19 protein-coding genes and 1 pseudogene are annotated in these 24,701 nt (G+C 39.8%); all 20 read left to right on the top strand.

The window, feature by feature from the left end; genetic code table 11:
- The first annotated feature begins 13 nt into the window (after window positions 1–13).
- The 20 genes and pseudogenes from G631_RS0112890 to G631_RS0112985 all read left to right on the top strand — a co-directional run bounded on the left by G631_RS0112890 (window position 14) and on the right by G631_RS0112985 (window position 24,615).
- Window positions 14–1,780 carry an oligopeptide/dipeptide ABC transporter ATP-binding protein gene (locus G631_RS0112890; protein ID WP_026489809.1) on the top strand — a complete coding sequence of 589 codons (1,767 nt, stop codon included), beginning with the start codon at window positions 14–16 and terminating at the stop codon, window positions 1,778–1,780.
- Window positions 1,773–3,065: an ATP-binding cassette domain-containing protein gene (locus G631_RS19170; protein WP_026489810.1), complete on the top strand. Its 1,293-nt coding sequence runs from the start codon at window positions 1,773–1,775 to the stop codon at window positions 3,063–3,065. The genes G631_RS0112890 and G631_RS19170 overlap by 8 nt, the downstream gene beginning before the upstream one ends.
- 176 nt (window positions 3,066–3,241) lie before the next feature.
- A complete protein-coding gene (locus tag G631_RS0112900) occupies window positions 3,242–4,129 on the top strand; it encodes a YicC/YloC family endoribonuclease (RefSeq protein ID WP_026489811.1) in 888 nt (295 codons plus the stop codon).
- Between the two features lie 61 nt (window positions 4,130–4,190).
- On the top strand, window positions 4,191–4,811 hold the full coding sequence (gene gmk / locus G631_RS0112905; RefSeq protein ID WP_026489812.1) for a guanylate kinase: 621 nt from the start codon (window positions 4,191–4,193) through the stop codon (window positions 4,809–4,811).
- Between the two features lie 129 nt (window positions 4,812–4,940).
- On the top strand, window positions 4,941–5,231 hold the full coding sequence (rpoZ, locus tag G631_RS19175; protein ID WP_035789815.1) for a DNA-directed RNA polymerase subunit omega: 291 nt from the start codon (window positions 4,941–4,943) through the stop codon (window positions 5,229–5,231).
- A 3-nt stretch (window positions 5,232–5,234) separates the two neighbouring features.
- The gene (gene rimO / locus G631_RS0112915) at window positions 5,235–6,590 is read left to right on the top strand and encodes a 30S ribosomal protein S12 methylthiotransferase RimO (protein ID WP_026489813.1); all 1,356 of its coding nucleotides are present in this window, start codon (window positions 5,235–5,237) and stop codon (window positions 6,588–6,590) included.
- Window positions 6,587–7,135, top strand: coding sequence for a CDP-diacylglycerol--glycerol-3-phosphate 3-phosphatidyltransferase (gene pgsA / locus G631_RS0112920; protein WP_026489814.1), 549 nt, complete (start codon window positions 6,587–6,589; stop codon window positions 7,133–7,135). The genes rimO and pgsA overlap by 4 nt, the downstream gene beginning before the upstream one ends.
- 111 nt (window positions 7,136–7,246) lie before the next feature.
- Complete coding sequence (locus G631_RS20340; RefSeq protein WP_081671353.1) at window positions 7,247–9,331, top strand: DEAD/DEAH box helicase; 2,085 nt, start codon at window positions 7,247–7,249, stop codon at window positions 9,329–9,331.
- A complete protein-coding gene (locus tag G631_RS21590) occupies window positions 9,332–10,543 on the top strand; it encodes an ion transporter (RefSeq protein ID WP_026489815.1) in 1,212 nt (403 codons plus the stop codon). It begins immediately after the preceding gene.
- A 17-nt stretch (window positions 10,544–10,560) separates the two neighbouring features.
- Entirely contained in the window at window positions 10,561–11,418 is an 858-nt protein-coding gene (locus tag G631_RS0112935) for an HAD-IIA family hydrolase (protein WP_026489816.1), read from the top strand.
- A 204-nt stretch (window positions 11,419–11,622) separates the two neighbouring features.
- Window positions 11,623–12,264, top strand: coding sequence for an RpiB/LacA/LacB family sugar-phosphate isomerase (locus G631_RS0112940; protein ID WP_026489817.1), 642 nt, complete (start codon window positions 11,623–11,625; stop codon window positions 12,262–12,264).
- A gap of 197 nt (window positions 12,265–12,461) precedes the next feature.
- Window positions 12,462–13,829 (top strand): tetratricopeptide repeat protein, encoded by a 1,368-nt coding sequence (locus G631_RS0112945; protein WP_026489818.1) that lies wholly within the window; start codon window positions 12,462–12,464, stop codon window positions 13,827–13,829.
- A gap of 67 nt (window positions 13,830–13,896) precedes the next feature.
- Window positions 13,897–14,559, top strand: coding sequence for a thiamine diphosphokinase (locus G631_RS19190; RefSeq protein ID WP_051197232.1), 663 nt, complete (start codon window positions 13,897–13,899; stop codon window positions 14,557–14,559).
- A gap of 52 nt (window positions 14,560–14,611) precedes the next feature.
- A complete protein-coding gene (locus G631_RS19195; protein ID WP_051197234.1) occupies window positions 14,612–15,523 on the top strand; it encodes a cation diffusion facilitator family transporter in 912 nt (303 codons plus the stop codon).
- A 25-nt stretch (window positions 15,524–15,548) separates the two neighbouring features.
- The gene (locus tag G631_RS0112960) at window positions 15,549–17,279 is read left to right on the top strand and encodes a DUF4153 domain-containing protein (protein WP_026489819.1); all 1,731 of its coding nucleotides are present in this window, start codon (window positions 15,549–15,551) and stop codon (window positions 17,277–17,279) included.
- Window positions 17,280–17,412: 133 nt separating this feature from the next.
- Window positions 17,413–18,960: a 2,3-bisphosphoglycerate-independent phosphoglycerate mutase gene (gpmI, locus tag G631_RS0112965; RefSeq protein ID WP_026489820.1), complete on the top strand. Its 1,548-nt coding sequence runs from the start codon at window positions 17,413–17,415 to the stop codon at window positions 18,958–18,960.
- Window positions 18,961–19,106: 146 nt separating this feature from the next.
- Window positions 19,107–19,349: a preprotein translocase subunit SecG gene (secG, locus tag G631_RS0112970; protein WP_026489821.1), complete on the top strand. Its 243-nt coding sequence runs from the start codon at window positions 19,107–19,109 to the stop codon at window positions 19,347–19,349.
- A gap of 81 nt (window positions 19,350–19,430) precedes the next feature.
- Window positions 19,431–21,434: pseudogene (gene rnr / locus G631_RS19200) on the top strand (ribonuclease R); the annotation flags it as partial.
- 576 nt (window positions 21,435–22,010) lie between these two features.
- Entirely contained in the window at window positions 22,011–22,478 is a 468-nt protein-coding gene (gene smpB, locus G631_RS0112980; RefSeq protein ID WP_026489822.1) for an SsrA-binding protein SmpB, read from the top strand.
- A 115-nt stretch (window positions 22,479–22,593) separates the two neighbouring features.
- Window positions 22,594–24,615, top strand: coding sequence for a methyl-accepting chemotaxis protein (locus tag G631_RS0112985; RefSeq protein ID WP_026489823.1), 2,022 nt, complete (start codon window positions 22,594–22,596; stop codon window positions 24,613–24,615).
- Window positions 24,616–24,701: the final 86 nt, after the last annotated feature.

Below are 24,701 nucleotides of genomic sequence, written 5' to 3' on the forward strand. Positions count from 1 at the left end.
GGAAAACGGGAAAATGGAAGATAAGAAAGTATTATTATCAGTTAAAGATTTGGAAGTAAAATTCCGTGTAAGAGGCCGTATTCTTACAGCTATTCGCGGTATTTCACTTGATATTTACGAGAATGAATCCATTGCTATCGTAGGTGAGTCAGGATCTGGTAAGTCAGTATTTACTAAGACTTTCGCTGGAATGCTTGATTCTAACGGATTTATCAGCAATGGTGATATCATTTTCAACGATGAGGAGCTTTCCAATACTATTGTTACTCTTAACGCAGCTGGTAAGAGAGAGCTTAACTCTATCACAGACAAGCTTAATGCTTATTCACCACTTGAATTTGGCGCAGACACTTACAAGAAGATCCTTGATCTTGAATCAGAAAAGAGAGCTAAAGAGACTCTTTCAGATGAGAAGGATCAGGAGTTCAACAAGAGAATCGCAGACGTTAAGTTCAAGAAGACAGAGGAATTTAACTTAAAGCAGACCTTTGACCCTAAGAAAGAAAAGGATAAGATCAAAGAGTCTGAGAAGAAGATAAAGGGCTACGAGGATGAGATCAAGGCTATCTTAAGAGAAAGAGAGAATCTTATCGCTCAGCACAAGGCAGATGTTGCAGCTAATGCAGCTTACCTTGCAGATTACAACAGAAAGCTTCAAGCTCTCAAGGATCAGTACAAGAATGAGATTGCCAAGGCTGTTACCAAGGAGCAGGTAGCTCGTAATTCAGTTATTGCCAAGGAAATCTATCTTTCAGTTGGTAGATTTGGCTATACTAAGAGAAGAAAGTATGTTTCAAGACTTCTTGCTGATTTCAAGAAAGCTCTTAAGATGGGCGAGAATATTGCAGATGAGGAAGTTAAGATCAAGCTCTTTGACAATGTTATGTATTGTCAGCTTGTTGATGAAGCAGAGACAAAGCTTACAGGCAGAATTCACATCAACCTTGCAAGAGTTACTGATCCAGAGGACTGGGGACAGACTCGTGGTAAGAAGATTGCCACAGTATTCCAGGATCCTATGACATCACTTAACCCTATCATCACTATTGGTAAGCAGATCACTTCAATCATCATGAAGCACCAGAACTGCTCTGAGGTTGAGGCTAGAGTTCGTGCTATAGAGATCATGAAGAAGGTTGGTATTCCTAATGCTGAGAAGCGTTTTGATGATTATCCATTCCAGTATTCAGGTGGTATGAGACAGCGTATCGTTATAGCTATTGCTCTTTCATGTCAGCCTAAGATTCTTATCTGCGACGAGCCTACAACAGCTCTTGATGTTACTATTCAGGCTCAGATACTTCAGCTTCTTAAGGATCTTCAGAAGGAATACGGTTACACAATCGTATTCATTACACATGACCTTGGTGTTGTTGCCAATATTGCTGACAGAGTTGCAGTACTCTATGGCGGACAGATAGTAGAGCTTGGAACTGTAGAAGATGTATTCTATGATTCAAGACACCCTTATACATGGGCGCTTTTGTCATCACTTCCACAGCTTGCTCAGAGAGATACAGAGCTTTACTCAATTAATGGTACACCACCATCACTTTACAACAAGATTATTGGAGATGCTTTTGCTCCACGTAATCCATATTGCCTTAAGATTGATACAATTGAACAGCCACCTATGTTCAAGGTAAGTGATACACATTATGCTAAGACATGGCTTCTTGATCCAAGGGCACCTAAGATTGAAAAGCCGGAAATTATCCGGAATATTCATGAGAAGTTTTTAAAGATTTACAATGTAACGGAGGTTTCTGAAAATGCCTAATAATTCATTTCCTGAACATGGTCCAATAGATCCAGAAACAGGCAAAGAAATACTCCTTTCTGTGAAGAATATCGATATCACATTCGGAAAGGGAGACAGTGCATTCAAGGCTGTTAAGGATGCAAGCTTTGATATTTATAAGGGCGAGACATTCTCACTTGTAGGTGAGTCTGGTTCCGGTAAGACTACAATTGGTCGTGCAGTTATCAGAGTTAACCCTGTTTCTGCTGGTGAGATTCAGTATAAGGGCGAGAGAATTTCTGGTAATATTTCCAAGTCTCTTGATAGAGAAGTTATTAGAAATATCCAGATGGTATTCCAGGATCCTGCTGCTTCTCTTAATGAGAGAGCTACTGTAGATTATATTATTTCAGAAGGTCTATATAACTTCCATCTGTATGAGAATGAGGCAGACAGAGTACAGAAGGTTGAGAAGATGATTGAAGAGGTTGGACTTCTTCCTGAGCATCTTACTCGTTACCCTCATGAGTTCTCTGGTGGACAGAGACAGCGTATCGGTCTTGCAAGAGCAATGGTTATGGAACCAGAACTTGTAGTTGCAGATGAGCCTATTTCAGCTCTTGATGTATCAATCAGAGCTCAGGTTCTGAACCTTCTTAAGAAGTTCCAGAAGGAGAGAGGAGTATCATATCTCTTCATTGCGCATGACCTTTCAATCGTAAGATTTATTTCAGATCGTATCGGTGTTATCTACAAGGGTAATATCGTTGAGGTAGCTGAGACAGAAGAACTCTTCCAGTATCCTCTTCATCCATATACCAAGTCTCTTATATCTGCGGTTCCTATCCCAGATCCAAGACTTGAGAAGAACAAGGTTCTGTTTACTTATGATCCTTCAGTTCATGATTATTCAGAGGATAAGCCTGAACTTGTAAATATCGGACATAACCATTTCGTATATGGTAACAAGAAGGAAATAGAGGAATACAAGAAGCTTCGTGATGAGAACAAGCCTATTCAGGCTGTTACTATTGATCCAGAGGAAGCTAAGAAGCAGAGAGCCAAGAACACTGAGTTCATGGGCGACGAGGAAGTTGAGTCCAGCGAGATCCTCAGCGCACCTGTTCATGATACAGGAAATGTATGGCTTACAATTCTTTCATTCTTCCTTCCTATACTTGGTCTTCTTGCTGCATTTGTATTCAGAAAGAAGAACTATATCAGAAATTATAAGAAGTGCAAGAAGGGTGCTATTGTTGGCCTCTTAGTACGTGCAGTAGTTGTTGTACTGTTCTGTATACTTCTATTTATGGCAACACTTTAAACTTTTTTATACATACAGTCATAGATTATGCAAGGTCGATGTCGAAAAGTCGCATCAAATGGGGCTTTATTGACATTGACCTTGAATTTGCGTTATGATGAATATTGGAATTGCTCATTTTTAGCATTTTTAGCGATAATAAATGACAATTTACTAATTTTTCACGGGGGCGCATTATGGTTTGTAGTATGACTGGCTTCGGCAGATGCGAAGTTACAGAAGGACAGCGCAAGTATACAGTAGAACTTAAGTCTGTTAATAACAGATATCTTGATCTTGGCATTAAGATGCCAAAGAAATTCAATGCCTTTGAAGCGGCTATCCGCTCAGAACTTAAGGCATATATGAAACGTGGTAAGGTTGACGTTTTCATCAGCTATGAGGATTTTTCCGAATCAGATTCCAAGGTAAAATATAACAAGGCAATTGCTCAGGAGTATTACAACTATCTTAATGAGATGGCTTCAGATTTTGGCCTTGATAATGATGTCAGAATTTCAGTTCTTTCAAGATTTCCAGAGGTTTTCACAATGGAAGAGGAAGAACTTGACGAAGACGAGGTTTGGAATGGACTTAAGAAGGCTATAAATGGCGCTGGCCAGCAGTTCCTTGAATCAAGAGTCAAAGAGGGCGAGTTCCTTTCAAGGGATCTTACCGAGAAACTTGATGGAATGCTTGAGAACGTAGAATATATTACAGAGCGTTCACCAGAGATCATTACTGAGTACAAGGCAAAGCTTCGCGAGAAGATTGCAGATCTTTTAGAGGACAAGCAGGTTGATGAGAATCGCCTGGCTATGGAAGTTACTATTTATGCAGATAAGGTTTGCGTAGATGAGGAACTTACAAGACTTCGTAGCCATATTAAGGCTACGAAGGAAGCACTTATAAAGGGTGATGACAAGGATGGTATAGGTAGAAAGCTTGATTTCCTTGCACAGGAGATGAACAGAGAGGCCAATACTATTTTGTCCAAGTCTACTGACCTTAAGATTTCAGATAGGGGCATTGCGCTTAAGACTGATATTGAGAAGGTAAGAGAACAGATACAAAATATAGAGTGATATTGAGTACCAAAGTGGAGACACACGTATATCACAAATAAATTGAGTGAGAGAAGTAAAAATGAAACGAAAAGGTATTATTATAGTTGTTTCCGGCTTTTCCGGAGCTGGAAAAGGTACTATCATGAAGGCACTTATTGCCAAGTATGATCAATATGCGCTTTCAATATCAGCAACAACCAGAAATCCAAGACCAGGCGAAGAAAACGGAAGAGAGTATTTCTTTGTAAGTAATGAAGAGTTCGAGAAGCTTATAAAAGAGAACGGACTTATCGAGCATGCGGGATATGTGAACCACTATTATGGTACTCCTAGAAAGTTTGTAGAAGATAAGCTTAATGCAGGAATTGATGTTATACTTGAAATAGAAATTCAGGGAGCACTTCAGATCAAGAAGCAGTACCCGGATGCAGTATTACTCTTTGTTATGCCACCTTCTGCCAAGGAGCTTGAGAAGAGACTTCGCGGCAGAGGAACAGAGACAGAGGAAGTCATCAGACAGAGACTTAACAGAGCAGTTGAAGAGTCTGTGGGAATCGAAAACTATGATTATATAGTAATTAATGATAAACTAGAGGACGCTGTTGAGGAAGTTCATGGTATAATATCATCAGCACACAATACTCCTGACAGGAACAAGGAATTTATTGCAGAGATGAGAGAGGAACTTGGAAATCTCTGAAATTTTTAAATACTTGTTTTAATATTTTTGTATTGTGTTATAATGTGTTAGTTTTAGCATGGATATTATTGTGCTTTACTATATTTTATACGGTATGTTATGTGCGTAAGACGCAGGAAAGGATTTTATATGATACACCCATCTTATGTTGATCTTATGAAGGTTATGAACAAAGGCGTAGAGGAAGGCGAAGAGCCTGTTGTTAGCTCCAGATATTCAGTAGTTATGGCTACTGCTAAGAGAGCTAGACAGATCATTGCTGGTGACGAGCCTATGGTTAAGGTTAAGGACAAGCAGAAGCCTCTTTCAATTGCTGTTGATGAGATGAACCAGGATACTCTTCGTATTCTTACAGATGAAGAGAAGGAAGAGATGAATGCTTCTGAGAATAATGAGGCTGAGGCTACAGAGAACGAGTAATATATGAAAATTTTATTTGTGTCACTTGGATGTGACAAGAACAGAGTTGATACCGAGGTAATGCTGGGTATGTTATCCAGCCACGGTTACAGCTTTACTGATGATGAAGAAGAAGCAGAAGCAGCAGTGGTCAACACTTGCTGCTTTATCAATGATGCCAAGGAAGAGAGCATCAACACTATTTTAGAGCTTTCTGAGCGCAGGAAATCTGGCCAGTTAAAGGCTCTTATTGTTACAGGCTGCCTTGGACAGCGCTACCAGGAGGAAATCCAGAAGGAGATACCTGAGGTAGACGAAATCCTTGGCATATCATCTACTGACAAGATAATAACTGCGTTAGATGAGACAATAGAGAGAAATAAGCTCTTTTCTCACAAGAATTATTTTGATGATCTTAATAAAAAGCCTGTTGGGGGTCTTAAGAGAGTGATCACAACAGGTGGTCTATATAATTATCTGAAAATCGCTGAGGGCTGTGATAAACACTGCTCTTATTGTATTATCCCAAAGGTAAGAGGCTCATACAGAAGTGTTCCTATGGAACAGCTTATTGCTGACGCAAAGAATCTTGCAGCTGCAGGAGTAACAGAACTGCTCCTTGTTGCCCAGGAGACTACCCTTTATGGAACTGATCTTTATGGAGAGAAGAAGCTTCCCGAGCTGTTGCACAAGCTCTGTGAAATAGAAGGCTTTAGATGGATCAGGATTTTATATTGCTACCCTGAGGAAATTACAGAAGAGATAATTCAGGCTATCAAGTCTGAACCTAAGGTGTGTCATTACCTTGATATTCCTATTCAGTCTGGTTCTGACAGAATCCTTAAGAAGATGGGAAGACGCACTAATAATGCTGAGATCAGAGCACTTGTGCAGCACCTTAGAGAGGAAATTCCTGACATTTGTCTTAGAACTACTCTTATAAGTGGATTCCCAGGAGAAACAGCAGAAGATCACAACGAGACAATGGCTCTTGTAAGAGATCTTAGATTTGACAGACTTGGAGTATTTACTTATTCACAGGAGGAGGATACTCCGGCTGCTGTAATGCCAGATCAGGTATCAGAAAGGGTCAAGAATACCAGACGCAACAAACTGATGCGTCTTCAGCAGGAGATAGCTTTTGACAATGCAAAGGCTATGGTAGGCAAGGTTGTAGATGCTGTAATTGAAGGCAGAATCACTGATGTAGATGATGATGAAGGCTTTTCTTACGTTGCCAGAACCTACAAGGATGCACCTGATATCGATGGATATGTCTTTGTGACTGGTGTAAAGAGAGAACTGATAACAGGGGACTATATCAAGGTTAGAATTACAGGCTCAAATGAATATGATCTGATTGGGGAGGAAGAGACATGAATTTACCAAACAAGCTGACAGTACTTAGAGTTATTTTGATTCCATTTTTCGTGGCATTTTTATTGTTATCTCCAGGAAACGATACCTTTAAGTGGGTTGCTCTAGCGATTTTCGTAATTGCCAGCCTTACAGATATGGCTGATGGCAAGATTGCCAGAAAATACAACCTTATTACTGATTTTGGTAAGTTTATGGATCCTTTGGCAGATAAGCTGCTTGTATGCAGTGCCATGATCTGCCTTATAGACCTAGGTAAGATCCCTTCATGGATAGTAGTTATCATTATTGCAAGAGAGTTCATTATAAGCGGCTTCAGACTTGTTGCTGCTGATAATGGAAGAGTCATTGCAGCAAGTTATTGGGGCAAATTTAAGACCACATTCCAAATGATCATGGTTATTCTCATGATCGCAGGTCTTGGAGATATTATTCCTTATTATGATCTTCTTACACAGATCATCATGTGGATTGCCCTTGCTCTGACAATAATCTCACTTGTTGATTACATCGTAAAAAACAAGGACGTCATGAGCGGAGACATGTAACGATATTAGGACTGAGTAAATGCAATTTCGTGCTTGCACGAATAATTGCATTTATGAAAGGTGTATATCGCGTATAAGAAACAATTGTAGTAGTAGAAATTAGAGAGTTATATGAGTAAAGATTTAGAAAAAGAAATAATCAAAGAAAACGAGGTTAACGACGAGAGAAAGATTCGTTACGACGAGTCAGGACTAGATGAGAGAATTATAAGAGCTGTTTCAGAGATGGGATTTGAATATATGTCTCCTATCCAGAAGGCAGCCATTCCTGTAATGATACAGGGTAAGGATATTATAGGACAGGCACAGACAGGAACTGGTAAGACCGCTGCTTTTGGTATTCCACTTCTTCATCAGGTGGATCCAAATAACAAGCACCTTCAGGCAGTTGTTCTTTGTCCTACAAGAGAGCTTGCAATGCAGGCTGCAGATGATATTAGAGATTTTGCCAAGTATATGTTTGGAATCAAGGTTCTTCCTGTTTATGGAGGCCAGGATATATCAAGACAGATCAGAGCTCTTTCTAATGGTGTTCAGATTGTGGTTGGAACTCCAGGAAGAGTTATGGACCATATGCGCAGACATACCATGAAGATGAAGGATGTTAAGGTTCTTGTTCTTGATGAAGCAGATGAAATGCTTGATATGGGCTTTAGAGAGGATATTGAGACAATCCTTCAGGGAATGCCCGAGGAGAGACAGACAGCACTGTTTTCTGCTACAATGCCAGAACCAATCTTAAAGATTACTAAGACCTACCAGAAGAGCGATGCTGAATATATCAAGATGACTCCCAAGGAGATCACAGTAGCAGCTATTGAGCAGGCATATTACAGAGTTCCTCAGAAGATGAAGGAAGAGGTCCTTATAAGACTTATGGATTTCTACAATCCTTCAAGATCACTTATTTTCTGCAATACCAAGAAAATGGTTGATCAGCTTGCTGAGAACCTTAAGGGCAAGGGATACCTTGCAGATGGACTTCATGGAGACCTTTCTCAGAACCAGAGAGATACTGTAATGAATCTCTTTAGAAACGGAAGGATCAACATCCTGATCGCTACTGATGTGGCAGCAAGAGGAATTGATGTAAGCGGCGTAGAAGCTGTATTTAACTACGATATCCCAGAAGATATCGAATATTATGTACACAGGATCGGGCGTACAGGAAGAGCAGGCAGAAGCGGCATGAGCTTTACTCTTGTAGGCGGAAGAGAGATGTACAAGCTTCGCGAGATTGAGAAGGTTTGCCATACCAAGATTGAGGAGCGTCATGTTCCAAAGGCCAAAGAGATAACAAGAGTTAAGTCTCAGAAGGTTTTTGCAGAAGTTATAGATATTATCGAGAATAGTGATATAGCGCAGGCACTTGAGTTTGTAAATCAGAAGATTGAAGAGGGCGAGTATACTGCAGAGCAGCTTGCAGCCGGATTTATGAAACTTAAGATGGGTGCTGACCTTGAAGATTTAGTTCTTTTTGAAAAGAGTGATAGAAACCGTAGAGACTTTAAGACTCGCGGAGAGAGAGACCGTGATGGTCGTGGTGGCAGAGGCCGTGGCGAGAGAAGCCGCGACGGAAGACGTTCTGACAGAGATGGCCGTGGCGAGAGAAAACGCGACGGAAGACACTCTGATAAGGATGGACGCAGCCGTGATGGCAGACGCTCTGACAAGGAAGGCCGTAGCCGCGATGGAAAACGCTATGACAAGGAAGGCCGTGGCAGAGACAACAAATCTTTTGACAAGAAGGAGCGTAGCGAGGAATTTCCAAAGCCACGCAAGAAGCAAAAGCCTTTAAATGACTCTGATGGATTTACAAAGAGCACAGGACTTGATGAGAGTCTTATTGCCAGCATAAAGGCTGACAGAGATAAGACTACATCTACTACAGGCAAGTCAGGCGCAGCTGGTACAGAGTCCAAGAGATATGAGAGAAAGTCAGAAAAAAAGAGTGACGGATTTGAAAATGTAGGACGCATTAACATCAAAGGGGAAGGTTCTACAAAGTCATGGTATATGGAAGATACCTCTAAAAAGGGCAAGAAAGAGAATAAAGATACAGATACCATGAATGTTTCTAAATCTGAGAAAAAGGCCATGAAAGCTGAAAACAAAAAGCGAAGCCTTGATTACCTTTCAGACGTTAGCAATTTTGTTATGGAGAGCTTTGGCAAGCGTGGCAAAAAGGGGGAATAAATGGCTGATAGAAACAGTTTAAGAGCGAAAATCAATCGTTTTAGAGCTAAGGTATTTAACATGGTTAGTACCGGCGTGATTGATGAGCCTATAAACCGTTTTTATGATTGGATCAGCATAATAGCCCTTCTTTTAAATCTTGCAGCAGTTTTTGCAATAACATTTGATTACATGGAGGAGCACTATAAAGGGCTCCTCCTTACTATTGAAGCTGTTACAACATTTTTCTTTGCAGTTGATTATGTGCTACGAGTATTTAGCGCCAATGAACTGTATCCTAAACTATCACCGGGCAAGTCTTCAATCAGATATGCCTTGTCCTTTGCTGGTATCATTGATCTTTTATCATTTCTGCCTTATTATCTTCCAGTATTTTTTCCAGGAGGAGCAACTGTTTTCAGACTCTTTAGAATTGCAAGGATACTAAGGCTATTCAGAATCAATTCCTATTACGACCAATTAAATGTAATAACAGAGATCATTGTCAGTAAGAGCCAGCAGCTTCTTGCCTCTGTATTTATCATTTTTATTCTGATGCTGGCATCTAGCCTTTGCATGTACAGTGTTGAGCACGACGCACAACCAGATGTTTTCCAGAACGCTTTTTCTGGAATATGGTGGTCTGCGTCAACTCTTTTGACTGTAGGATATGGTGATATCTATCCAGTTACTATAATGGGTAAGATTCTGGGAATTATCATAAGCTTTTTGGGTGTTGGCATGGTTGCTATTCCTACTGGTATCATCAGTGCAGGCTTTGTTGAACAGTACCAGAAGCTAAAGACTGTTGGAGACTTTGCTGAGGAAGAAAACATTCATTTTATCAGGATCAGATTGTCTCAAAAAGATTCCTGGACAGGAAAAAAGATAGTTGATATCGGTATTCCCAAGGATATTATGATTGTGGCAATACAAAGAGGAAATGAGACTATTATTCCAAGAGGTCAGACGGTGCTTGAAAATGGCGACATTCTGGTAATGTGCGCGGAGAAGATCAAGGATATTTCTCCTATTGATCTTAAGGAAATAACTATAAATGAAGGCCATTCCTGGAATGGAGTAGCAATTAAAGATCTGGATATTTCAAGGCAGAGCTATATCTTTATGATACGGAGAAAAGGTAAGGCTCTGGTTCCTAAGGGAAATATAGTTATAAAGGCCGGTGATATAGTCCTTTTATATGGCAAGCATATTAAAAATGAATTTATTTGAAATACGAAGGAAGTAACATGTTTGAACTAGCTACTAAGAAAAAAATATTAAACGAAACAGAATTATTTGTCCTTGATATGGATGGAACTTTTTATCTGGACAACGATATACTAGATGGCGCTTTGGATTTTCTTGAAAGCGTCAAAAATGCAGGTAAGGACTTTATATTTTTTACCAATAATTCGTCCACTTCGCCTGCGCTTTACATAGAAAAATTAAAGAGGATGAACTGCCACATAAATAGAGACAAGATCATGACTTCCGGGGATGTTATGATAAGGTTTCTTGATACAAATTACAAGGGCAAGAGCGTTTATCTTCTTGGGACACCGGCCCTTCAAGAAAGCTTTGAGGAAGCAGGAATAAATCTCTTTAAACCTGAAGTATCAGAAAAAGAGGGCTTTGTTCCCTGCGATACAGCTAATATTCCGGATATTGTGGTCGTTGGCTTTGATAAGACCTTGACCTATGAGAAACTTACAAATGCTTGCACATATATCAGAAAAGGGGCCTTATTCCTGGCAACCCATCTTGATATTAACTGTCCTATGAAGGGCGGCTTTATTCCTGATTGCGGTGCAATGTGCGCAGCCATGACTCTTTCTACAGGAAAAGAGCCTAAGTATGTAGGAAAACCTTTTAAGGAAACTGTAGATATGGTGGCGTCTTTTACAGGAGTAGCAAAAGAAAAGATAACCTTTGTGGGAGACCGTCTGTACACTGATGTTGCGACTGGTGTAAAAAATGGAGCAAAGGGAGTTCTTGTCCTTACTGGAGAAGCTACATTAAGAGACATAGAAACCTCTGATGTTAAGCCTGATGCAGTTTTTGAAGGCATAAAAGAAATGGGAGAGATACTTATAACTTTATCTTAGATTTTTGCTTTTTATCAGAGAAACAGGAACTGTACTGGACTAGCTTTCATCTTCAGATGAAAAATGTGCGAAATTTGACAAAAATATTGAAAAAATAGTACAGGCTAGTTTAAGCTCTAGACTTACTATTTCTGAGTTAATTATAATGATTTGTGAATGTGTAGAATGATATATTACCGACATTATGCCAAGGAGGAAATCACAATGAAAATTGCTTTGATCAATGAAAATAGCCAGGCTGCCAAGAACGAGATGATCTATGGTGCTCTTAAAAAGGTTGCTGACAAGCACGGCTTTGAAGTATTTAACTATGGAATGTATTCAGCTGATGACAAGGCTCAGCTTACATACGTTCAGAACGGTATTCTTGCATGCGTTCTTCTTAACTCAGGCGCAGTAGATTACGTTATCACAGGTTGCGGAACAGGTGAGGGTGCAATGCTTGCCTGCAACAGCTTCCCAGGAGTTATCTGCGGACATGTAACAGATCCGCTTGATGCTTATACATTTGCTCAGATCAATGATGGTAACGCTATTTCTATGAATTTTGCTCTTAAGTCAGGATGGGGCGCAGAGCTTAATCTTGAGTATACTTTTGAGAAGCTCTTCTCAGAGGAGTCAGGACAGGGCTATCCAAGAGAGAGAGTAGTACCAGAGCAGAGAAATAAGAAAATCCTTGATGAAGTCAAGAAGGTTACATACAACCAGGATGTTGTAGCTATCCTTAAAAACCTTGACAGAGATCTTGTGAAGGGAGCGCTTTCTGGAGAGCATTTCCTTGAGTACTTTGATGCAAATGCCAAGGATGAGAAAATAAAGGCTGCAGTTCACGAAATTTTAGCTTAAACCTGATGATATTAGGTATGTAAGTACTGATATATTATTGTAAAGATATAGTCACCACGCGGATTTTTAATATCTGGCGTGGTGATTTTTTCTTTGTACTAGCCTAGATAAATCAAAGGCTTTATGATATACTTTTTCATGTGTTGTGTGGGGCAACAAGTAGTAGAAACAAGATAATAAGGGATATTTGTTTTAATATGGGTTACAGAAGTAAAGATAAGACAATCAAGGTGTCATCTGGTAAACGCAGAAGACGCTCTAATAAGAAATTTAATATCAGGATGATTGCAGCTCTTTCTGGCGCAGTAGTAATTGGTGTTGTAGCAATCTATGTAGTATATTCCAGCCTTCCATTTGTTAAGGTCAGTAAGGCTATAGCAGCGGGAAACAGATATTCAGAGAATGCAGAATATGACGCTGCAATAAACTCCTATTCTGAGGCTATTGAAATAGATTCGGGCTCAGTTACAGCTTACAACAATATGGCTAGTGCATACCTTAGTATTGATGATACAGAATCAGCCAAGAAAGTTTTGTATGATGGCTGGCAGAATACTGAAAATGAAGCTCTTCTTGGCAATTATCTGACTGTCATTATGAATGATGCAGTTAATTCCATGAACAAGGGAGAGGGTAACATAGATACAGTGCTTTCTGTTATGGAAGTTCTTGAGCAGGATAACACTAATGCAGATGCTATTGAACTTTTATCGGCTGCCTATGACAGATGCTTTAGTGCATATACAAATGATCCAAATGGCCTGTTTAGAAATGGAGATGAGAATGGATGCTCTTTTGCCAAATATTCTGATCTTCTAAGGCGTATGATAACTGTATATGAAAATACACCATCTGAAGAACTAAAGGCTCTTATACTTAAATATGCGATTCCTGTAGCTGATTCTTTTACCATAAATTACGAAGATGCTGTTTCGTATAAGGCTATTTTAGAAAGAGTAAGAGAAGCGGTCGCTACAAACGATGAAATAGATTCTGCGATTGCCTGCCTTGTAAATGCAGAGGGAGTACAGGAGATATTTGCTGACATTTTCACTCAGCTTGATGTTGGAAATGTTGATGAACTTAGAGATTTCGTAGTTTCTGAGAAGTATCTGACTCTCCGGGATGTTTTTCTTAACAATATTGAAACTCCACAGGAGAATACAACCTATGTTGCTATCAGCAGGGAAGCCATTATTTTAAACAGAAATGATGGTAAGTTCAGCTACAGATTCTTAAACTTTGAAGAAAATCCCCAGACTAAGGGCGTTATCACTCTTTGGGCCAATTACTTTGAGGATGATGGGGTTCAGAGATGCTCAATCTCTTATGAACCAGAAAGCGTAAATGGTAATCCTTATCCTCATACTAAGTATTCAGTAACTTACCTTAAGAGTTATACAAACTCTGGCAAGAATACCAAGGTTGCCAAGATGAATTACAGACTCTGCACAGAGATCACTGATGAAAATGGTGAAACTGATGAGACTATCATTGGTGACTGGGGCGGAGACAATGAGTATGTAATGGATATTGATACTATTGAATCAAGAATAAAAGCATAAGTGCTATAATAGGACTAGTATATTTGCAAGACGAATGTACTAGTTCTTTTATTACTACGAGGGATTTATGAGTGAACCAAAATGCATAATTATCTCAGCAGGCTCTTTTACACCGCTTGAGATTTCTATAAACGAAGAAGACTTTGTGATTGCCTGTGATGCAGGCTTTATGTATGCCCAGCAGATGGGGATACTTCCTGATCTTATTGTTGGAGATTTTGACTCTGCTTCTGAGGCTGGTCCAACACTCATGAGAAGTATTCAGGAAATAGCAGAAAATGACCCTGACAGGATTGTTAAGCTTGATGTAAGAAAAGATGATACGGATACGATTAAAGCTGTTAAGATAGGGCTTTCCAAGGGCTATAGGAAGTTTTATTTTTATGGAGCTCTTGGGGGAAAGAGATTTGACCATACTATGGCCAATATACAAACTCTTTTATTTGTTAAGCATAATGGCGGCAAGGGCTATATTTTTGACTCAGGGAAAATGCTCATGATAGCTGAAAATGAGACCATAAACTTCAACCGTGGTAATACAGGGTATCTATCTGTCTTTTCACTGTCCGAGGTGTCAAGGGGCGTGACACTAAAGGGCCTTATGTACACTCTTGAAGATGGGGAACTTAGAAGCGATTTTCCTCTTGGAGTCAGCAATGAGTTTATAATAGATGAAGAGGCTGTTGTTACTGTAAAGGACGGCACGTTACTTATTTCCTGTGAATTTTGATGACAGATAATTGCCATATTATGGGCTATAAGCTTATTATTGGGGGTATATCATGGAAAATCAAAAGATTGTAAGTAAATTATCCCGTGTGGGAATCTTAGGAAATGTTCTACTTGCTGCATTTAAGCTATTTGCAGGTATCTTTGGAAGATCAGGCGCCATGGTGTCTGATGCTGTTCATTCTTTGTCAGATGTATTTGCGACTTTAATTGCATATGTGGGAGTTAAGCTTGCCCAGAGAAAAGAGGACGAGCTTCATCCATATGGCCATGAGAGGCTTGAATGCGTTGCTTCTCTGGCTCTTGGACTTATTCTTGCTGGTACTGGTTTTGGAATTGGTTATAGCGGAGTCAGAAAGATACTCTTTGAACGTGCAACGCTTGTGGTTCCTACATTGTTACCATTAATAGCAGCGGTAGTTTCTATCGTGGTAAAAGAGGCGATGTTCTGGTATACCATGTTCTATGCCAAAAGACTTGATTCTGCCGCATTTAAAGCTGATGCCTGGCATCACAGATCTGATGCCATTTCATCTGTCGGATCATTTATCGGTATCGGCATGGCAAAACTTGGTTTTCCAATTATGGATCCAATTGCCAGTCTTATCATCTGCGTTCTTATTTTAAAAGTTGCTCTTGATATCATCAAGGAAGCTATAGATAAAATGCTTGATACATCATGCAGCACTGACTTTGAGAACGATGTAAGGGAGTTTATTGTAAGGCAACCTGGAGTTGTAGGCATAGATCTTTTACATACCAGACAGTTTGGAAACAGGATATATGTTGATCTTGAAATATCTGTTGATCGTAATATCTCCCTGATTGAAGCTCACGAGATAGCAGAAACGGTTCATGATGGAGTTGAGCAGAATTTCAGTAACGTTAAACATGTGATGATCCATGTTAATCCAAGCGATTATGATCCCAAGAATGAAGTGGTCAATGGGGATGACCTGATCTGATCCTAAAACATGGAGGAAAATGTGTATGAAGTTTTTGGGGAAAATTAAAAGCATTTTTAAAGAAGTGGTTAATGAGCACAGATATTCGTTTGGGGCATTTATGCTGTCAATGATCCTATGGGCAATTACAGCAGGGGACAATCCAACTGGTGACGTGCTTTATTCCATCTTCGATTTTTTGAAAACCATAGAATGGCTTCTTTTTTCTGTCTCTTTTGGACTATTGTTATGCGAGTCCATTCATCTATACAAGAAGGATACTGATTCTTCTTACGATCCCAAATCTAAAAAAGTACTGGGCTTAAGAATTGTGATCATTGCAACAACTTTTCTTTCAGCCCTTCAGTTTAGAATTCTCGATGAATATATACCTGAAAGCTTTTTTAAAGTTGGCTATGAAGATGTAATTCTTGATCTGTCCAGAAATATTCTGTTCTTTGTTGGGATTGCAGTAATTGGACTTACTATATATTTCTTTTACAAAAGAAGCGGGGAATGCTCTGAAACTTACGTTGCCAAGGCTTTTTGCGGATTTATGAAAGCAGAGCTTGTGTATGGAATTATCGCTCTTGGAGTCCTTTTGATAATATGGGCTTTCGATACCCTTATCTTTGATACTTTTTTTATGGACCTGACACTTAGAGTAGAAATACTTTTACTTGGACTTGTCGAGTTTCCATGCGCGGTTGTGGGGCTTTCTAAAACAGAAGGAGAAATCTCCAAGTTTGGAAGAATTGTTTTATCCTACATATTTACCGGAATAATCGCAGCTGCTTTTGTTATCATTTATGTTTATATCATAAAGATTTTTGTTACATGGACATTTCCATCAAACGAAGTATTTCCAATACTTACAGCGCTTTTTGTCTGCGGCCTTTTTGCCTGGACAATGGCCTTTGGATGTTGCGATGAAGGGATAAAAAGAGCTATTTCCATATTGCCATTTCTTTTTATCCCATTTATTATTCTTCAGATAATGTGCCTGCATATGCGAGTTAGGGATTATGGCCTTACTTCCAGCAGATACTTTGGAATCGTTGTAATAGTTTTTGAAATTATATATTTTGTAATTTATACTCTTAGATTCATCAGGAAAAAAGACTACATTTATACTCTTATTTTTATAGTGATCGCAGGGGCTTTTATAGTTCTTTTTATGCCAGGGATAAATGTCTACAGCGCTGTTACAATGTCTCAAAAGGGGAAAATCATAGCTTATCTTGAACAGGGCAGTAATACGTCAGATGCTATTAAGAAAGATGCCCATGAAGCCTATAAGGTACTTGATAGAGAGGGCGGCTTTTCGGGAAGGCTATTTATTGATAACAAGCTGTCTAAAGATCAGATGAGCGACCTTACAAATAATGATAATCACGATGATGCAGAGAGAACCTACATAAACGTATACAATGATATGAACAGTATAGATGTTACAGGCTATAAGAGGCTTAGCATCGTTGAAACTGATCTCTCTGACTGGGCTGGAATCACTGATATTGATAATATCCCTATATATCTTAGGGATGATGAGTCAGAACCTGTAGATTACGTTGATTTTTGCGACATAATAGATACTCTTAAAGAGTATGAAAAGAAAAATGTAGCTCAGACAGAAAAAGAAAAGGTTATCCAGAAGAAAATCACCACAAAAAATGGGAAAACACTGGTGCTTACCAAAGTAAACATCTTCGGGTTTACAGAAAATGGCGAGATGGATATCAGAAGCTTTGAAATCAGAGGCTATCTTCTTGAATAAATTAACTTTTTGTTAAATGCTTGTCATACCCCTAGCTATTGAGATATACTATGCAAGGACGAAAGTTCATTTTAATAATAGTTATTTAACCAGAGCAGGATATGCTCTGAACAGAAAATGGAGGATATATATAATGAGAGGTTCTAAACCAACAGTTCTTTTGATTCTTGATGGATATGGACTTAATGATAACCCAGAGGGAAATGCTATTGCTATGGCTAAGACTCCTGTAATGGATGGACTTATGAAGGATTATCCATTTGTTAAGGGATACGCTTCAGGACTTGCAGTTGGTCTTCCTGATGGACAGATGGGTAACTCAGAGGTTGGACATATGAACATGGGCGCTGGCCGTATTGTATACCAGGAACTTACAAGAATTACAAAGTCTATCGAGGATGGAGATTTCTTTACAAACGAGGGACTTCTTGCTGCAATCAATAACTGCAAAGAGAAGAATTCAGCTCTTCACCTTTATGGCCTTGTATCTGACGGTGGTGTTCACAGCCACATTACACATATCTATGGCCTTTTAGAGCTTGCCAAGAAGAATGGCCTTGATAAGGTATTTGTTCACTGCTTCCTTGATGGTAGAGATACTCCTCCAGAGAGCGGAATTGATTTTGTTCAGCAGCTTGAGGACAAGATGAAGGAACTTGGCGTTGGTGCCATCGCTTCAATTTCTGGCCGTTACTATGCTATGGACAGAGATAACAACTATGACCGTGTTGAGATTGCTTACAATGCACTTAGAAATGGTGAGGGCAACAAGGCTGATTCAGCACATCAGTGCATGGTTGACAGCTACAAGAATGGCAAGACTGATGAGTTCGTTGTTCCTACAGTTATCATGAAGAATGGTGCTCCTGTAGCAACAATCAAGGATGGAGATTCAATCATTTTCTATAACTTCCGTCCTGACAGAGCAAGAGAGATCACACATTGCTTCTGTGATGATGAGTTTGATAAGTTTAACAGAGGTGCAAGACCAGACGTTACTTATGTTTGCTTTACAGACTATGATCCACTTATTCCTAACAAAGAGGTTGCCTTCAAGAAGGTTCTTCTTAACAACACCTTTGGTGAGTGGCTTGCAGCTAAGGGTATGAAGCAGGCAAGAATCGCTGAGACAGAGAAATATGCTCACGTTACATTCTTCTTTAACGGTGGTGTTGAGCAGCCAAACGAGGGCGAGGACAGAGTACTTGTAAACAGCCCTAAGGATGTTGCTACATACGACCTTAAGCCTCAGATGAGTGCTCCAGAGGTTTGCGAGAAGATCGTTAACGCTATCAACTCTCAGGAGTATGACGTAATAATCGCTAACTTTGCTAACCCTGATATGGTTGGACACACAGGTGTTATTCCTGCAGCTGTTCAGGCTATCGAGGTTGTTGACGAGTGCGTTGGCAAGGTTGTTGATGCTGTTAAGGCTCAGAACGGAACAATGTTCATCTGCGCTGACCACGGAAACGCTGATATGATGATCGATTATGAGACAGGAGAGCCTTGGACAGCTCATACAACAAACCCTGTTCCATTTATCCTTGTTAACTATGATCCTGCTTACACTCTTAAGGAGGGCGGATGCCTTGCAGACATCATTCCTACACTTATTGAGTGCATGGGTGAGGAGCAGCCAGCTGAGATGACTGGTAAGTCACTTCTTATCAAGAAATAAAACTTTTAGAAATAGCTTTAAATTCACGCATTATCGGCTTTTATGAATTGACTTTTGATGCGTAAATGTGGTATTGTAGTAGTTGCTTGTAATTCGCAATTTGCATTAAGAAACAATACTATATGTGTTTTGGGAGGTTATACTAAGTGAGCGTTTTAAGTTATGTTGTTGGTGTAGTATTTATGCTGGTTTGTGCCGCTCTCGTAGTTCTTGTACTTGCTCAGGAGGGCAAGAATCAGGGACTTGGAGCTATCCAGGGAACAGTTGAGAATACATATTGGGGCAAGAACAAGGGCCGTTCAAGAGAAGGCGTTCTTAAGAAGGTAACAATCGTTCTTTCAGTTTTGTTTGTAGTTGTTGCTATCGTTCTTAATATGAACATTCTTTAATCTGTTTATTTGAATCTGTTTAGATTTTAAGGCACTCCGTAGTGAGTGCCTTTCTTTTTCTTTAGTAATAAGTGAGGTTTTATGAGTAAAGGTAAGAGCCTTAAGCGTATGAATGAAAGCTTTTTAGGCAAAAAGAATAATAGAGAAATGGTAGTTGGCACATTTATTGCTAATGCCAGAGGCTTTGGCTTTGTAGAGGTCGAGGGAAGGGAAGAGGATATTTTTATTCCTGAAGAGTATGTTCACGGAGCATTTCATTCTGATACTGTAGAGGTGGAACTATTGCCTGAATCTACAGGCAAGCGAACAGAAGGCCGCATCAGAAACATCCTTGTAAGAGGTATGGATGAAGTTGTTGGAACATATCAGGGCGAGAAAAATTTTGGCTTTGTCATTCCAGATAATGGAAGACTTGGAAGTGATATTTTTATCCCAATCGAGCATCATGGCAAGGCTGTTACAGGTGATAAGGTAGTTGTTAAGATCACCGATTATGGTAATGCTCTTGAGAGGAAGAAACCTGAAGGCAAGGTAAAAGAGGTAATTGGAAATATCAATGATCCTGGCGTTGATATCATGTCAATTGTAAAGGGCTATGATATACCAAGTGAGTTCCCTGAAAGAGTTATGAATCAGGCAAACAGGTGTCCTGACCAGATTTCAGAGGCTGATATGTACGGAAGAGAGGATCTTCGCGGTCTACAAATGGTTACAATTGATGGCGAAGATGCCAAGGACCTTGATGATGCTGTAAGTCTTTCTATAGATGAAAAGGGACTATATCATTTAGGAGTACATATTGCAGATGTAACAAACTATGTTCAGGAGAATTCTGCTCTTGACAGAGAAGCTCTTAAAAGAGGCACATCTGTTTATCTGGTGGACCGAGTTATCCCTATGCTGCCACACAGGCTTTCAAACGGAATATGTTCCCTTAATCACGGAGAGGACAGGCTTGCTCTTAGCTGCCTTATGACTTTTGATAAGAGCGGAGCACTTGTTGATCACAATATTGTTGAATCCGTGATCAATGTAGATGAGCGCATGTCCTATACATCTGTGGCCAAGATATTAGAGGATGAAGATCCGGAAGAGTGTGAGAAGTACGAAGCGCTCGTTCCCATGTTTAAAGATATGGCGGCTTTGTCAGCTCTTTTACGAAAGAAAAGAGAAGATAAGGGAGCAATAGACTTTGATTTCCCTGAGACCAAGATAATACTTGATGAGGCTGGAAATCCTATAGACATACAGCCTCGCCAGAGAAATACAGCAACTAAGCTTATTGAGGACTTTATGCTGGCAGCAAATGAAACAGTCGCTGAGCATTTTTATTACATGCAAAGTCCTTTTGTATATCGTATCCATGAACAGCCTGATCCTGAGAAGATTGGCACTTTGTCAGCTTTTGTATCTGGTCTTGGACATCATATCAGAGTCAAGAGAGATGACGGTGTAAGGCCTAAAGAGATCCAGAAACTTCTTAAGGAAGTAGAGGGAAGCAAGGAAGAGCCTGTTATCTGTAGAATGACACTTCGCAGTATGATGCAGGCCAAGTATAGCACAGAGTGCACGGGACATTTTGGCCTTGCATTTGACTATTACTGTCATTTTACTTCTCCTATCAGAAGATATCCTGACCTTCAGATCCACAGAATCATAAAGGATCATTTAAGGGGTAGAATGAATGCTGAGAAGGCAGCTCACTATGAAGAGATTCTTGATGAAGTTGCCAAGCACTCCTCTGAAACTGAGAGAAGAGCAGAAGAAGCTGAGAGAGAAACAGACAAGCTCAAGAAGGCTCAGTATATGGAAAACCATATTGGTGAGCGCTTTGAAGGCATTGTGTCAGGAGTTACAGCCTGGGGACTGTTTGTTGAGCTTGAAAATTCCTGCGAAGGTATGATCAGAGCAGCTTCTATGAACGATGATTTCTATGTATATGATGAGGATCATATGAAGCTTGTAGGTGAGAGTACCCACAAGGAATACTGCCTTGGACAGAAGGTTATGATAAAGGTCTTAGGAGCAGACAGGATAACCAGAACAATAGACTTTAGAATTGTAGATGAGAATGAATCTGAGGACTCTTTAGATGAGTATGGCTATGATCCTGACGATTTTGTAGTCTATTCAGAGGCAAGGAAGGTTGCAGAAAATAGAGCTAATAAGATCAGGAAGGTCATTGAGAGATCCAAAGATGAAGCTGATGATGCTGACGGATCATATGTGCCACATAAAGAAGAGAGCTTTGGCATAAAGGGCAAGAGCAAGAAAGAAAAGAAGCTTGAAAATAAAAAGGATAAGGGCAAGAAGAGTAAGAAAAAGGAGCAAGAAGGACGTCTTGTAGAATACAATGGGGAGATGATTGACCTTAGCCAGTATGAGCCTGATCCTATAACAGGAGATCTTCAGCCCAAACATAGAGGTAAGAAACATTCGCCTGCAACTGGCAAGGCAATTGGCGGCAGGAAAAGAGCCAAGGACAAGGCTGATAGGGATAAGTCTGAGAAAGATAAGTCCCCATCAGGACGTAAGGTCTACAAGGTTCACAAGTACAAGAAGTCTGCTACCAGTAAGGCTGCAAGAAGTGCTCAGGGCAAGGGTAAGCGCAGGAAATAATAGAAATACCAATACTACAGAAAAGTTTAGGGGCTATATAAAATGGCAGAAGATAAGGCTAGAAAGTTAGTAGCGAATAATAAAAAAGCATATCATGATTACTTTATCGAAGAGAAATACGAGGCTGGTATAGAGCTCTTTGGAACTGAAGTTAAGTCTATTCGTCAGGGTAAATGCTCAATAAAAGAGGCCTGGATCAGCATTGATAAGGGCGAAGCTTTTATTATGGGCATGAATGTAAGTCCTTATGAAAAAGGTAATATTTTTAATAAGGATCCTCTTAGGGTAAAGAAGCTTCTTTTGCACAAGGCGGAGATAAGAAAGCTTGAACAGCAGAAAATGGTTCAGGGTTATACACTTGTTCCGCTCGAAGTGTACTTTAAAAATGGCAGAGTAAAAGTTGAAGTAGGTCTTGCAAAAGGTAAAAAGCTCTATGACAAGCGCGCTGATATGGCCAAAAAAGATCAGCAGAGAGAAGCACTTAGAGATTATAAAGTAAGTCTTAGATAAATTAAATTATTATTAAAGATTGCACACTAACATTATAATTAGCCATTGTAAGCGATATAATATAAAACATAAAAATTACTGATAATACGATAATTTTTTTATGCGGAGGCTTACGATGGCTAAAAAAATAAGTGAAGGTAATGGAAACAACAGTGCACAGATAGCTTTTAAGGACAGCATTAAGACAAAACTTATTGGCATAATGCTTCTTGTTGCGGTAGTACCTCTTCTTGTAGCTATAATAGTCAGCTATAACACATCTACCAGCAAGGCACTTAAGGATGCACAGGCGTCTCAGGAATGGCAGGCCAGATACATTGAGAGTATGTTTGATAAGACCTTAGAGACAAACCTGAACACTATTAATGCCATTGCTACGAACCCTACGGTAGTTCAGTATGCTGTGGGGGAAGCGGGCATTCCTTATGATGCAGTTCAGCAAACTCTTTATCAGTATGACCTGGTTATGAATGATGGTCAGAATACTGCGGTGACTGATGCAACTGGTATGCAGATAGCAAGAGGAACAGGCGACTTTGTAAGTGTTGCAGAGAGAGAATATTTCCAGGAGGCTATTAAAGGCAATACCTTTATTTCTAATATTACAGTCAGTAAAACAACTGGACGTAGAATGATTACTTTTGCTGTACCTGTTAAGTTTAACGGCCAGATTATTGGTATCGTACATAGAAATTATGATCTTGGAAATTTACATGAGCTACTTGCTTCACAGGCTGAAAATGCCTTTGTAGTTGATAGAACCGGTATGGTTGCAGCTCATTCCCAGTATGAAATTGCAGAAGGTGTCCATGATGAAGTAGACGTTTCAACTTCAGAGTTTTATACATCAGGCCAGGAAAAAGGATTTTATAAAAATGCTTCCAAGTTTGGAACAAACTACATGGCATATGTAAAAGAACCGAAATCAGGTTTTGTAGTTGTTACTGCACAGAGCGCTGAGTCAATTATGGATTCAGCAAGACAGGCGGCTATGATAGTTATAGTTGTAGGTATTATCCTTGTAGTCATTGCCATTGTTATCTCATTTATGATGGCAAAGAGCTTTACAGAACCAATCAAAGCTCTTAATGAAACCTTTACAGCTCTTGCTGATGGTAGATTTTTAAAGGTTGAAAAGTTTGATGCCCGCAAGGACGAGCTTGGAGCTATTTCGAAATCAACAAATTCAGTTATTGATACTCTTGGTGGTATTGTTAACAATATAAAAGAATCTGCAAAGAGCGTAGGAAGCTCATCTGAAGAGCTTTCTGATATGGCAAATCAGATTTCACAGACAGCAGAAGATGTTTCTAATGCAGTTCAGGAAATTGCTTCTGGAGCTACTCAGCAGGCTGATGAAATTCAGAGCGCATCAGAAAACGTTGGAAGAATTGGCGATGCAGTAGTAAACGTTCAGAATTCAACTGATGACCTTTCTGGTATTGCTCAGAAGATGAAAGAAGCATCTGAGATTTCAAGTAAATCCCTTGCTTCTCTACAGGATTCTTCTACAGAGATGACAGCCAAGATTGAAGATATCTCCAGAACCATCGGAGCTACACAGACTGCTGTTAATAATATCAACGAAAAGGTTGAGGGCATTACATCTATAGCTACACAGACCAACCTCCTTTCTCTTAATGCAAGTATTGAGGCTGCAAGAGCTGGTGAAGCCGGCAAGGGATTTGCAGTTGTTGCAGAAGAAATTGGTAAGCTTGCAGAAGATTCAAAGGCCATGGCTGATGATATCAAGAAAGAAATGGAGTCACTTCTTGAACAGAGTGAAGCAGCAGTTCAGGCTGCAGAAGATGTCAAGCAGGGCAACAATGATCAGCAGATTGCTCTTGGTGAAACTCTCGATGCGGTTAATGGAATGCTTGAAGATATTGGAAGCACTGTTGGCGGCGTACAGCTCATATCTGAAGGGGCTGAGACCTGTGACAGCTCCAAGAATGCTGTTGTTGACACTATGAGCGCTCTATCAGCTATTTCGGAAGAAAATGCAGCTTCTTCAGAAGAGACTGGAGCTTCAATGCAAGAACTTTCAGCTACAGTTACTACTCTTGCTGGATCTGCTAATGCTCTTAAGGATATCGCAGAAAAGCTCAATGAAGACATGAAGTTCTTTAAAGACTGAGAATCGCTAACTAAAAAGATGAGTTCCCTCCTCTTGGTAAAATGCCAAGAGGAGGGATTTTTTAACCAATAGGCTATTGATTATCT

The sequence above is a fragment of the Butyrivibrio sp. XBB1001 genome (assembly GCF_000424505.1).
Lineage (GTDB): Bacteria > Bacillota > Clostridia > Lachnospirales > Lachnospiraceae > Butyrivibrio.